Genomic DNA, 12746 nt, shown 5'->3' with positions numbered 1-12746 from the left:
GCGATAAAGGCGCCTGCAACCGCTTCCATATTGGCGAGCCTGCCATCAACGGTCGACACGCGAACCTGCAGGCCGTCAAGCTCTTGCACAACGGCTTCAGTGTCGGCGCGAATGGCGGTGATGGTGTTGGACATGGTATCGGCCGCCAGCGCCGTTTCATCGACCGCCGCCGTGATCGCGGCGACGGTTCGGGCGTGCGCGCTCATCGCGTCGCGGATGTTGGCTGCCCGATCGGCAACGGCGGTGATGGTCGATTTGACCGAGGCATTGGTATCGACCGTTGATTGCGTCGCGACCTGAATCGCCGCGATCTTGGCGGCGATATCGTCGGTCGCGCGCGCGGTCTGGTTGGCGAGGCTCTTTACTTCCTGTGCGACGACGGCAAACCCGCGCCCGGCATCGCCTGCCCGTGCGGCTTCGATCGTCGCGTTGAGCGCGAGCAAATTGGTCTGCCCGGCGATGTCGCGGATCAGGCCCAGGATCGATTCGATCGACTTGGCATGGGCCGATAGCGCCTGCGACATGCCAACGGCGGCCTCGGCTTGGTTGCTGGCGTCCAGCGCAATCTCGGCGGCGGTATCGACTTCACGGCGGGCATGGTCGATCGCGCGGATCAGGTCGGCCGCGCTATGGGCGGCTTCGCGCATGGCGAGTGCCGACTCGTCGGCCGCAATGGCGACCTCGGACGCCTTGTCCAGCGTGCTGCGGGCAGCATTCGCGGTTTCCTGCGTATGGGTGCGCAGCGCCGCCGTCTGTGTCACAGAGTCGTGGAGCAGCTCGCCAATGTCGTTCAGATAGGCGTTGCCGCGTTCGGCGAGCTCCGTCGCGATCCGCGCATTGTGCAATATGCCGATCTGGGTCTTGCATATCTCGGTATCGATGCAGTGCAACCGATTGATCGTATCAAGCGCGAGGGTGACAAATTCCATGTCGTCGGCAAAATGCTTGCTGATCGCCGCATTCAACGCGGTACCGGAATCCAGCAAGCCCCGTATCGCCATAGGCTGCGATATGTTCATCCCCACCTGCTCACGGCCGCGCCGGGCGCAAAGATCAATCCATTTCGCGTCGATCGGCCAAGTATAGCGCTGCTCGGTCGACTCCAGCACGACTGCAACAAACTTGTCGACATCATGCGGCGCGACGCGGCTGAGCGGGTTGCTGAAGACCTTATGCCAATGCTGTTTGAGGATCGGCGCCATGATGTGCCAGGCGCGCGCCCAGACGGTGCGCAAGGCAGCCTGGAAGTGGCCGCCTTCATTATACAGGCGGATGCGCAGCGCGACCTCGTCGTCGCTCAGCCTTTTGCTGATCGTTCGCTCGATCATCGCTCCCTGGTCCTCCCCCCAGCACACACCCTTTTGGGACGCGCAAGCACGGATATCGCAGCACGGGTTAAAGATTGCTTAACCAAGTTTGGCCGGAGTCAATCCTCCGCGATCAAGCTCGTCCGCTTCGTCTCGGGCATCAGCGCGAAGCCCAGCGTCGCCAGCGCGATGATCGCGGTGACGTACCAGTAGAACACCGATTCCAGATGCGCGTTTTTCAGCCACAGCGCGACATATTCGGCTGTGCCGCCAAACACGGTATTGCCGATCGCATAGGGCAGCGCGACGCCCAGCGTACGCACCGCTGGCGGGAACAGCTCGGCCTTGATCAGGCCCGAAATCGACGTGTAGGCGCTCAGCAGCAGCAGGGGCACGAGCACCAGGCCAAAAGCCGTCGCCATCGAACTGGTCGCGGCCAGCGCGCTGAACACCGGCACCGACACGATCATGCCGCCGATGCCGAACAGCAGCAGCATCGGCTTGCGGCCCACGCGGTCGGATAGCGCACCGAACAGCGGCTGGCTGAGCATGAACACCACCAGCGCCGCCGTCATGATCTCGGTCGCGGTCTGGCGTCCGAAGCCGCTGGTGTTGACGAGGAACTTCTGCATGTAGGTGGTATAGGCATAGAAGGCGCAACTGCCGCCGCCGCTGATGGCCGCGACGATCAGGAATTCGCGCGGGTGCGCCCGCCACAGGCCGAGCGCGGTCGATTTGGCGCGTCCCTTGTCGAGTTTGCCAAAGGCTTCTGTCTCGGCGAGATTGCGCCGGAGCACATAGACCAGCAGCGCGAGCGCCGCGCCGATCGCAAAGGCAATCCGCCAACCCCAGCTCTCCAGCGCCGCCTCGGGCAGCGATGCCTGCAACACCAACGTGACGCCAAGCGCGAGCAATTGCCCGCCGATCAGGGTCACATATTGAAAGCTCGCCCAGAACCCCCGGTTCTTGCGCGTCGCCATTTCGGACAGATAAGTGGCACTCGCGCCATATTCGCCCCCGACCGACAGGCCTTGCAGCATCCGCGCGATCACCAGCAGCGCCGGCGCCAGCACGCCCGCTTGCGCATAGGTCGGCGCCACCGCGATCAGCAGCGAGCCGCCGCACATCAGGCCGACCGACAGCGCGAGCCCCGCCTTGCGACCGTGGCGGTCGCCATAGCTGCCCATGATCCATGCGCCGATCGGCCGCATCAGAAAGCCAACGGCGAAGATCGCCGCCGTGCTCAGCAACTGCGCGGTCTTGTCGGTGCCGGGGAAAAAGCTCGGTGCGAAATAGATCGTCAGCGCCGAATAGGCGTACCAGTCGTACCATTCGACCAGATTGCCGGCCGATCCGCCGATGATTGCGGTCAGCCGCTTGCGGTCCATGCCCCCTGCCATAAGCCTTCGTTGCCGAAGTGCGCGGCGAAGGGAAGCGCTTTGTCGGATCGACGGGTGCCGAAGTGGTTGAGCCTGCCCGATGCTTCGCCCATAGCTATGCCATGCGCATCGCCCCTCCGCTGCTTGTCGCCACGCTCTTCGTCAGCGCGTGCGTTTCCGCGCCGCCGCCGCCACCGGCGGTCGCCGCTGCGCCAGTCGCTGCGCCCGCCGCGCCGCCTGCGCCCGCGCTGACACCACCGCCTGCCACACTACGCGGCGACTGGCGCGATTGGCCGCTGACACCGGGCGACTGGGTGTATCGGCAGGATGCGCGCGGCTCGATCGCGCTGTTCGGGCGGCCGGGCAGCGATGCCGAGGTCACGCTGCGCTGCGACCGCGCGGCGGGGGTGATTTATCTGTCGCGGCGTGGCGCGGCGAGCAGCAATCCGGCGATGACCGTACGCACGACGAGCACAGCGCGCACGCTCGCGATGCGACCGACCGGCGGCAGCCCGTCCTATCTCGCGGTGACGCTGGCGGTGCGCGATCCGCTGCTCGACGCGATGGGATTCAGTCGTGGGCGTTTCGTGATCGAGCAAGCCGGATTGCCGGTGCTGGTGGTGCCCGCCTGGGCCGAAATCCTGCGTGTGGCCGAGGATTGTCGCGGCTGAAACACCGGCGACAAAAACGCTCCAGCGCAGTCCTCATTATTGGTCCAAAAAGAAATTTATTACAAGGCTTGCATGTGCGAATCACATGATTCAAACAGGAGTCGCGCTCAGGCAGAGCGTGATATTTTCAACTGGCGAAAGGAGGTGATCCGATGTCTCATGGTTCAGCAATGGGGTCGGTTCAGTTCGTTCGGGGGACGCGCCGCTGATCCGCCGGGCCTGACGGTGGGTATCCTCCCCCAGTCAACGCCAGGCCCACAGGATTAGCGGTCCGCATGGTCTCCCGGGCTGGAGCATCCGGCCGCTGACCATGTCAGGAGGTTGCCGGGGCGGTGCGAGGCACCCCCCGGCAGCCTCTTTTCATTTGTGGGGAGGGAGGCGTGTGCCGCTACCTGGCAATGGCCGGTCAGGAGTCCAGCCGCTCAAGCTTCGTCGGTGAGGGTCGCGGGATCACGTTGGGTGTTGGGTTCCACAGTTATGGGGAAGCGCACCGATCGCGCGATGAAACACATGGCATGCGCCTGTTGGTGGAGCGCCATAACCCCGGCTTCGTCCGATCCCGCTGAAATCGTCACCGTCGGACGCAAGGTCACCGATCGGAACTGGCCAGCGCCATCGGCCTGTTCGTCCATGATCCCTTCGGCGACGTCTTTGTAAGCCGTGACAATGATGCCGGCCTGTGCGCACAGGCTCAGAAACCAAAGCTGGTGGCAGGCCGATAGCGAGGCCACCAACAGCTCCTCAGGATTCCACCGCGCAGCATCGCCCCGGAAGCTCGGGTCCGAAGACCCGGCGATCACAGGCTTGCCGTTTGCGGCGATGTCATGCGCGCGTTCATAACTGCGATAGCTTGCGGTGCCGGCGCCGCTATTACCCGTCCATGTTACCTTGATGGCATAATGATGCTGTTTGTAAGCCATGCTTTCCTCGCTGATCTAGAACGGCATCAATGACTATTTTGGGGGTGTTCGCAACGATTCGGTCCAGTGATACGGGCTGAAGGTCAGGGGGCTTGCGCGCTTTTCCCCCCGCGCTACGTTTGGCCATCACTGGGGGAAAATGATGCGCGCTTTGATCGTTCTGTCGCTTGCCGTCACCGTGTCTACGGTGACCCCCGCCACCGCGCAGATCGCCCCCAAAATCGAGGAAGCTTCAATCGCCGATCTGCGCGCGATGCTGGCAAGCGGCACGGCGACCAGCGAGAGCATCACCCAGGCCTATCTCGCCCGCATCGCCGCGATGGACCGGACCGGCCCTACGCTCCGCGCCGTCATCGCGACTAATCCCGACGCGCTGGCACAGGCGCGCGCGGCGGACGCCCGGCGCAAGGCCGGCAAGCCGCTCGGTCCGCTCGATGGCGTGCCGGTGCTGATCAAGGACAATATCGAAACGCTCGATCCGATCGCGACCACGGCCGGCAGCCTTGCGCTCAAGGACAATGTCACGGGCCGCGACGCGCCGGTGGTGGCCGAACTCCGCAAGGGTGGCGCGGTGATCCTCGGCAAGACCAACCTCAGCGAATGGGCCAATATCCGCTCGAACAATTCGATCAGCGGGTGGAGCGCGGTCGGCGGGCAGGTCCGCAACCCCTATGCGCTCGATCGCACGCCCTGCGGATCGTCGAGCGGCACCGGATCGTCGATCGCGGCGAGCTTTGCGGCGGTCGGCATCGGGACGGAGACTGACGGGTCGGTGGTGTGTCCGTCGTCGATCAACGGCCTTGCGGGCCTCAAGCCCACGCTCGGGCTCGTCAGCCGCACGCATGTCGTGCCGATCAGCCACAGCCAGGACACGCCGGGGCCGATGGCGCGCAGCGTGCGCGATGTCGCGACCTTGTTCTCGGCAATGATCGGCACTGACTCCGCCGACCCGGCGACCGCCAAGGCTGATCAGTATCGCAAGGATTATACCGCGAGCCTGAGCGGCGCTTCGCTCAAGGGCGTCCGGATCGCAGTGCGGCGCCCGCAGATGGGCCCCGATCTCGCCGCGCGTTTCGACGCGGCGCTCGCTGTGCTCAAGGCGCAAGGTGCGGTGCTGGTCGATGTCGAGCAGCCCAAGCTCGACGGGCTGGGTGAGGCCGAGTTCCAGGTGCTGCTTTATGAGCTGAAGGGCGATCTCAACGCCTATCTCGCGACCACCCCGCCCGCCGTGAAGACGCGCACGCTGGCCGATGTCATCGCGTTCAACGAAGCGAACAAGGCGGCCGAAATGCCGTTCTTCGGGCAGGAGACCTTCATCGCGGCGGAGAAGACGCGTGGGCTCGACGATCCCGAATATCTCGGCGCGCGCGCGAAATCGCTGCGGCTCGCGGGCAAGGAAGGCATTGACGCGATGCTCGCCAAGGCGAACGCCACGATCCTGGTCGAGCCGAGCTATGGCCCCGGCTGGCTGATCGAGCCGATTTATGGCGACCAATATCAGGGTCCGTCGTCGAGCGAACTGCCCGCTGTGTCGGGCTATCCCAATCTGACGGTGCCGATGGGGCTGGCCAAGGGCATGCCGGTCGGGCTGTCGTTCATCGGCGCGGCGTATAGCGACCAGAAACTGCTCGAAGCCGGCTATGTCTATGAACAGGCATCGCACGCGCGGGTGGCGCCGCGCTATCTGCCCAGCGCCGATGTCGGACCGGGGATGGACGGCAGCAAATAGCCGGTCAGGCGCGCTCGCGTTCGAGCAGTTCGACGCGCACATGCGTGGCGCGCAGCGACATGCGGACCTCGATCATGAACATGACGAGGCCGGCGATCAGCAGCAGCATCGCGACGATGAACATGACCGCGAGCACGGTGCCGATGTGCAGGTTGATCAGCTCGGCCACAAACAGCAGCGCGACCACGCAACAGATCAGGATTGCGCTGGCGACGCACAGGAACAGCGCGGCGTTGATCACCGCCATCCGTCGGTCGAGCAGCCGCAATTCCCACACATGGCGGTCGTGCTCCGGCCCGGTCGAGCGCGGGTGGAGTGCTTCGAGCGCGCGGGCGCGATCGACCACGCGCCCCAGCCGCCCGGCGATGACATTGAGCATCGCCCCCAGCCCGGCGAGCAGGAACACCGGGCTGACCGATAGCTGAATCGTCTGGGCGATGGTGGTGACGGCGGGGGACAAGCTCATGCCCCTTGGTCGCGGTGCGAGGCGGTCGCGTCAAGCGCCAACCCGATGGTAACCTCGTCGCGCTATGCCCCTGCCCATGTCAAGGCCGATGCTGCTCGCCGATTTCGCGCGCTTGCCGCCTGCCTATCGCGCGCGCCGCGTCGATGGGCTGGCGAGCGCGATCGATCAGGTCGCCGAGCGCGCGCGGGCATCGCACCGTTTCCTGCGCTACCAATGGTTTGCCGCGGCGCTGTCCGCCTATGGTGGCGCGGCGCAGACGCTGCTGGTCGAGGATGAGCGCGGGCCGGTGGCGGCGCTGCCGCTGATGCGGGTTGGTCCGCACGCATTGGGGGCGGCGGCGGTGCCGGGGTGCTATTGGCCGTTCCGCAGCTTTCCCAAGGCCGCCGGGCTCGACGATGGCGGCTTCGACGCGCTGGCCGAGGTGCTGGGGCAGGCGGTCACCATGCTGCGGCTTGGCCCGGTGTATGACGATGACCCGGCGACCGGCGGGCTGATCGCGGCGGCGCGGCGGCGCGGCTGGGTAGTGATCGACCGCTTCATCGCCGACAGCTATCTGCTCGACATGGCCGAAGCGGCGCAAGATGGCTGGCCGCGCAACTCGACGCTGCGCAAGAACCGCTTCCACGAAAAGCATCTCGCTGAGCATGGGGCGCTCGATTGGCGCTTCCTCGACGGCGCCGCGCTGGCGGGTGGCGGGTTCGACCAGCTCGCCTCGGTCGAGGAGAAGAGCTGGATCGCCGCGCGCACCGATGGCCGCGACGCGAAGTTCACACAGACCGGGCACGGTGCCTTCTGGCGCGCCGCCGCCGCCGATCCGGTGCTCGCGGCGATGCTGCATGCCGCGCTCCTCACGATCGACGGCGTGCCGGCCGCCTTCTCGTTCGACATCGATACCGGCGCGATCAAATATGCGATCGCCAATAGCTATGACCCCGCCTTTGCCAAGCATTCGCCGGGCAAATTGCTGTACTACCGCAATCTGGTCGCCGCGATGGGTAAGGGCATCACGAAGGTCGATTGGGGCGCAGGCGACAGCGGGTACAAGCAAGTGATCGGCGCCACGCGCGGCCCCGCGATCCGCGACTGGCTGATCGTACGCCCCGGCGCGAGCGCAATCGCGGCGCGCGCGCTGGCGGGCGTGTGGCGGCGCAGCGGGCAGGGGCATTGACCGCGCCTGCGCGGGTGGCGATAATGCCGATCGTTACCCACGGAGCGAAGATGCAAGGAAGTGTTGTCCGCTAAGTGCTGACCGGGGCCATGGGCCTCGGGTCGGCATCGCGCAGCCACCCGGGGCCTGGGGTCGCCGGGGTGTCGCTGCATGCGGACCAACCCCCAGCGGGTCGACACTTTCCCATGAACATTTCCAGAGACGAACAGCGCGTACTGCACGCGCTTGCGCAGGGCGGACGCATTGTCCATCGGCGCGACGACCAAGGCCGCATCGTCGCGGTCGATTGCTTCACCCGCGAAGGCTATGTGCTCGCCGATTGCACGCTGGCGCTGTTCCAGCGGCTGCGGCGGCGCGGGCTGATTGGCAGCGTCGGGGGCGGCCCCTATCGCGCGACCCGATTGGGGCGCAGTTCGGTGCGCGCCCAGCCCGACAATCGTTAGCGGCGCCGGTATCGAAAGTACCACATTTTGTGTCGCTTTTCAACCATCTATCTGACTCCGCGTCGTTTTTTGCCTGCTTTGGTGGGCCTGAAACTGCTCCAGCAATCACCGGGTAATCACCGAAATTGCTGTCGGCAAATGTCCGTTAGAGGAGCCAGGCGAGAAGAACCGTTGAAAGAAGCCCGTCACGGTTGCGCCCCTCGAGCGTTCAATTTGGCCTCCAGTGCGGCAATGGCCTCGATCACCGCGTCAAACGCGGGTGGATCGCCAAAGATCATCACGCTCATGGCACGGTAGTCCTGCCGCAGGTCGTCCACCATCGCGCCATCCGGGCACAGGGCAAATGTTGGTGGTTGCGCCGAGGCCAGATCGAAATCGGGTCGATTGAAAAACATGCTGGCATGGGCGACGCAGTCTGCCCCGAGCGCAGCATCCTTCGTTGCTGCTTTCCCGCTATCGGACTGGAGTATGCGGAATAGATCGTAATAGTGCCGCGAAATGCGCTGGCCGTTGCCGCGGAGCAGCCCGCGAATGTCGTACCATCGGCGCAGACCGTGAAGGATCACGACCTTGTCCCAGAAAGTTCGCTCCGCATCGACCACGGTGATCCCTGGCACTACGAGGTCGAACCTCGGAACATCGGCGTCAACATAGGGCGTGATCGTCCGTACCGAATTGGGATCGAGCGCTGACTTTGCGCCGGATTCGATTTTGACCGACTTGGCGATGTAGGCGTCTGTTGGCGTGACACTGGGATAGCCAAGCAGCAATGTCTGCCGGTCATCCGCATCGGCTTTTACTGTAAGCGCATCTTGACCGAGGCCGGTGCGCGCGCACGTTTCAGCGCATATAATCGCCAGACGCTCTGCAAGCGGGCCGTTGATATAGGCTTCACAGGCCTCCTTGATCGCATCCAAGGCTGCATTGCGCTTTTTCCCGCTTAGCGCGGCCAGTTCTTCGACTGACGCCGGAATTCCAAGATCGTCGCGGAAGACCGTGACGTCGATGTCTTCTGAAAAGCGCTGGATCAGCCCGAAAGCCTTGGAAAGCGAAGTGCCGCCTTTGAACAGCAGACGGGGTCCGTCGCCCAGCCCGTTGAACAGCGCATCGAGCGTCCAGCACACCCAGAAGTCCTTTTCAACATTCTGCGGGGTCGTGCCAAGGCGCTGTGCTGTCGCGGCGAACAGGCCGCTTCGGGTCTGCGCTTCTGCGCGCAGGATTTCGTCATAGGCGGCATTCATGCGGCGGATTTTTCATCGGCGATGAGCGGTCGCAGCATTTCCTGCATCCAGGTCGGAAGCGTCGTCATTCCATCGGCAAGATCGTCACGCAGCTCTGAGCCCTGCACGGGATCAGCCAGCAGACTGGCCAGTCTCTGGTGCCATTGACCGTCATCGTCGCCCGGCATCGTGTCGCGTAGCCAGTGGAGGGCTTGGACGACGCGCATGGCGGGGCGACCCGCCCAATGAAGTTTGCTGGCAGCCGTGTGCTTGAACGTGATGGCGAGATTGCCGAGCTTGATTGACTTGGGCCGGGCTTCGCTGTGCACGACGATTTTTGCCGGCACAGCATTGGTGAAGCCGAGATCGTTGGCAGCAGTCATACCGTCAACCAGCACGCGGATCTGGTCGCGCCTGGCAACGGCGTCGATGACTGCCCTTGGATCGGGAGCGCTTTGCTGCTGGGTCAGGCTGTTGAACTGCGGCTTGTCATAGAGGCCACGGTCGATCCGCCGCAATTCACCCCATTTGACGAGGCGCTGGAGCGTCTTGTCTACCGCGTCGCGTCCGCCAAGATCGAGGAAATCAGTGGGCGTCCAGACAGCCCCCGCCACGCCTTGGCCAATGCGGTCGAGGATGAGGGCTTTGAGGCGGGGCGATTGAGCATCCATGTCCGAAATTTGTATCACAATTTCGGACATTGTCTATTCCGGAGTGTCCGAAAAATGTAGACATATTTCGGACATAACACAGGTGCTCGCTGAAAGGATTCCTATGTCGAACCCTGCTTCGGTTGATGGAGCACGATCCGGTCGCCCTCCGAATCGATACACATGGCTATGCGCACGCCAGTTCAGGCTGTGCCATTGTCACCCATCCAGAAAGCCAGTTCCTGGTGGCGCGCGCCACCCGCCTTCCATCCGTCGAGTGGCGCATAAATATGCCCCGGATTGCCGCCACCGCCGAGGTAAGCACGCCACGAATAGCCATCATAGACGCCGTTGATGTGCACGGCATAGGCCTGCGCCAGAGCCTTGTTCCCCCGGATGATCACCAGGTTCTCATCGTTCTTTTGCGAAGCCGATGGCGAGAAATTGTGCGACCCGGTGATGACCATGCAATCGTCGGAGAACGGGTCGATCACAATCGTCTTCGAATGGACGATCGCCATCAGGTGCTCGGCCCGCATTTCCGCCACATTGAATTCCGTTTCGGCCCAGGACGGACGGTTGTTCTCACGAACACCGGAGGGAACCAGCACATCGTTGTGGAATCCCTTTGTCGCAGCGCCGCTCTTGATCACCTGACTGCTGACCCGCACGATCTTGCCGGGCGCGTCCGACCCGTCGTCAGCCTGCGCTTCCACACTCGAAACAACGCTCCTGACATAGATCTTGTTCTCCGCTGCACGCGCCAGGATTTCGGTCAGTAGCGGCGATTGTCCGGGTGTGAACATCAGCGCCATCACGCCTTGGCGCGCGTTCCGGATCGCTTCGATCACTGGCGCGAATTCGGCCTGACCCCTGGTCGCCGCAAAGTAGAGAGTTACATCGCCGTCGTCTTTCGGTTGCGTGTTGGCGTCGACAAGGTCAGCTGGCATGTCGTCGCGGGCCGCGACGAGTGCGTGCCATTGCTTGAGGAACCGGTCGGCGACGTCGGGACGATCGAGAATGACAAGGTTGTTGAGTTGGGTGCACAGGCCAGTGACGGTCCAGTTGGTGCTACCGGTCAACACGCGCAGCGCCTTGCCGGCGGGCGTGACTTCAACCACGAACTTGTTGTGGACGCTTGGCGAGGATTTCCCGCTCTTCGACAGGTCGCGGTGGAACAGCTCGAATCCCGCGTCGTGGAGGTCAGTCATCACCCAGTTCTCGGTGGCGCCGCCATTTCCCATCAACAGATGACCGCGCGCACCAAACGGCTTCAGCCCCTGGACCAGTTCCGCGTCGTTCATTTCGTAGATGGCCGCATAGATCGAATTGCCGCGCCGATCGGCGTCGGCCAAAAACCCGAGCAATTCACTGCGCAGATCGCCCGACAGATAGCGCCGCCCCACGTAACCAGGATCCTTGAGTTTGGCGAGAAAGGTCCGCAGCGATTGAGCTGATGCATCGCCGCCAACCAGCCGGCTGACGACTTGCGACATCAATGTTCCGCGGTTGAAAAACGCCGAGATCCCGTCAGCGGTGCGGCCCGTAACCAGCGACGGCTGGGTCCAGACCGACGCATTCGCGTCATCCCGGTCAAACCCAGCGGCAGTTTCAATCATCGGGATGACCCGATAGGAAACCTGATCGGTCAGGCCCACACTGTGGTCGATCCAGATGCAGCGGCGGATTGGCGAATCAGCGGATGAAATTCCGTCCTGTCCTACGGCCGCCTCTCCGGCCTTTGGTGGAATGCGGTTTTTGAGCGGCGCAATGTCATGGGTCCGCTCGTCGCGCTTTTCGACGCAAAAGCCCGCCCAGCTATCGTTCCATGCGGCCGGTTCCCATGCGATCAAAACATCGTCGGCGCACGCGAAGGCATTTACCGTGATTGCCATGCCGCTCTTCTCCCGCTTTGAGACGAACCAATTTCGATTATTATGGTGGCTGCGTGTTGCAGTAAGATGTCCTGCTTTGTTGTTCGTCGCAACCCCAAGGAGCTGCCGCAGAATCGGTCCAGAATTGCGGCGCGGACTCTTATAACTTGGATATTCAGCATCGAGCACGAACGGTGCAAGCTCGCGCACTTGCATCTTCTTTCCAAGTCTGGCTGCCAGAAGCGGTGTCATGTAGGGGCCTTGCATGATCGAATTAATGCCCTTGTCAGTCCCGCAACTGCTGCTCCTTCATGCGAAGCTCCTCGAGGAACTGAGGTCGCGCGGTGTTTTGCGAACCGCGAACAACCCAACCGGAGACTTGGCTGAGTATCTGTTCTGCAAGGCGTTTGGATGGTGCCAGGCCGCAAATTCCGAGAAGAGCTACGATGCCCTCGATGCTGACGGCCTGCGCTATCAGATCAAGGGTCGACGCCTCCATCCTCGTAATGGTTCGCGCCAGCTCTCCGCAATCCGGGATTTGGACGGTTTTGACATGCTGGCCGCAGTCCTGTTCGACGAACACTACCGCGTTGCCCGAGCTGTGCTCATTCCTGCGGCGATAGTCCGAGTGCACTCGACTTTTGTCCCGCACACCAACAGCCATAAATTCCTTTTGCGGGAATCCATCTGCGCTTTGCCCGGAGTCGTCGATATTACCACCCGGCTTTCGGGCGACGGGCTCACGTTCGCCGATACAGGGAACCCATAATGGCGCAGACAGTCTTCTGGTCATGGCAGAGTGATCAGCCTGCCCGCGAAACGCGCAATATCATTCGCGATGCGCTGGTGTGAATCGGCCTGCAATATTGACCCCGTTCGGGGCTGATCGGCTTTCAAAATTGACCCCCTGAACGGATGC

At 63.2% G+C, this 12746-nt stretch carries 12 protein-coding genes; 5 read left to right on the top strand and 7 right to left on the bottom strand.

The genetic code is table 11. The annotated features are described in order from the left end of the window. Both K2W81_RS08600 and K2W81_RS08595 read right to left on the bottom strand, forming a co-directional pair. A partial coding sequence (locus tag K2W81_RS08600) for a methyl-accepting chemotaxis protein (RefSeq protein ID WP_294103364.1) occupies nt 1-1328 on the bottom strand: 1328 nt, incomplete at its 3' end. A gap of 98 nt (nt 1329-1426) precedes the next feature. Next, the gene (locus K2W81_RS08595; RefSeq protein WP_294103362.1) at nt 1427-2707 is read right to left on the bottom strand and encodes an MFS transporter; all 1281 of its coding nucleotides are present in this window, start codon (nt 2705-2707) and stop codon (nt 1427-1429) included. Between the two features lie 101 nt (nt 2708-2808). Here K2W81_RS08595 and K2W81_RS08590 point away from each other — a divergent pair, with 101 nt between their 5' ends. Continuing rightward, nucleotides 2809-3357, top strand: coding sequence for a hypothetical protein (locus tag K2W81_RS08590; RefSeq protein WP_294103360.1), 549 nt, complete (start codon nt 2809-2811; stop codon nt 3355-3357). Nucleotides 3358-3779: 422 nt separating this feature from the next. Here K2W81_RS08590 and K2W81_RS08585 read toward each other — a convergent pair whose 3' ends face one another. Beyond that, entirely contained in the window at nt 3780-4277 is a 498-nt protein-coding gene (locus tag K2W81_RS08585) for an OsmC family protein (RefSeq protein ID WP_294103358.1), read from the bottom strand. Between the two features lie 142 nt (nt 4278-4419). Between K2W81_RS08585 and K2W81_RS08580 the strand changes: the two genes are divergently transcribed. Continuing rightward, nucleotides 4420-6006 (top strand): amidase, encoded by a 1587-nt coding sequence (locus K2W81_RS08580; RefSeq protein WP_294103356.1) that lies wholly within the window; start codon nt 4420-4422, stop codon nt 6004-6006. Between the two features lie 4 nt (nt 6007-6010). Here K2W81_RS08580 and K2W81_RS08575 read toward each other — a convergent pair whose 3' ends face one another. After that, entirely contained in the window at nt 6011-6472 is a 462-nt protein-coding gene (locus K2W81_RS08575) for a DUF2721 domain-containing protein (protein ID WP_294103354.1), read from the bottom strand. Nucleotides 6473-6548: 76 nt separating this feature from the next. Between K2W81_RS08575 and K2W81_RS08570 the strand changes: the two genes are divergently transcribed. Together K2W81_RS08570 and K2W81_RS08565 are read left to right on the top strand one after the other, a co-directional pair. After that, on the top strand, nt 6549-7640 hold the full coding sequence (locus tag K2W81_RS08570) for a GNAT family N-acetyltransferase (RefSeq protein ID WP_294103352.1): 1092 nt from the start codon (nt 6549-6551) through the stop codon (nt 7638-7640). A gap of 185 nt (nt 7641-7825) precedes the next feature. Further along, a complete protein-coding gene (locus tag K2W81_RS08565; RefSeq protein WP_294103349.1) occupies nt 7826-8083 on the top strand; it encodes a YjhX family toxin in 258 nt (85 codons plus the stop codon). Nucleotides 8084-8268: 185 nt separating this feature from the next. Here the strand turns inward: K2W81_RS08565 and K2W81_RS08560 are convergent, their stop codons facing one another. From K2W81_RS08560 to K2W81_RS08550, 3 genes are all read right to left on the bottom strand, one after another. Beyond that, nucleotides 8269-9324, bottom strand: coding sequence for a nucleotidyl transferase AbiEii/AbiGii toxin family protein (locus tag K2W81_RS08560; protein WP_294103347.1), 1056 nt, complete (start codon nt 9322-9324; stop codon nt 8269-8271). Further along, entirely contained in the window at nt 9321-10004 is a 684-nt protein-coding gene (locus K2W81_RS08555; protein WP_294103345.1) for a DUF6088 family protein, read from the bottom strand. Before K2W81_RS08555 ends, K2W81_RS08560 begins: the two co-directional genes overlap by 4 nt. A gap of 152 nt (nt 10005-10156) precedes the next feature. Further along, a complete protein-coding gene (locus K2W81_RS08550; protein WP_294103343.1) occupies nt 10157-12079 on the bottom strand; it encodes a phospholipase D-like domain-containing protein in 1923 nt (640 codons plus the stop codon). A gap of 13 nt (nt 12080-12092) precedes the next feature. Between K2W81_RS08550 and K2W81_RS08545 the strand changes: the two genes are divergently transcribed. Next, the gene (locus K2W81_RS08545) at nt 12093-12596 is read left to right on the top strand and encodes a hypothetical protein (protein WP_294103341.1); all 504 of its coding nucleotides are present in this window, start codon (nt 12093-12095) and stop codon (nt 12594-12596) included. The last annotated feature ends 150 nt before the right edge of the window (nt 12597-12746 follow it).

This window comes from Sphingomonas sp. (assembly GCF_019749955.1).
Lineage (GTDB): Bacteria > Pseudomonadota > Alphaproteobacteria > Sphingomonadales > Sphingomonadaceae > Sphingomonas.
This window is presented reverse-complemented; position numbering and strand designations above follow the sequence as displayed.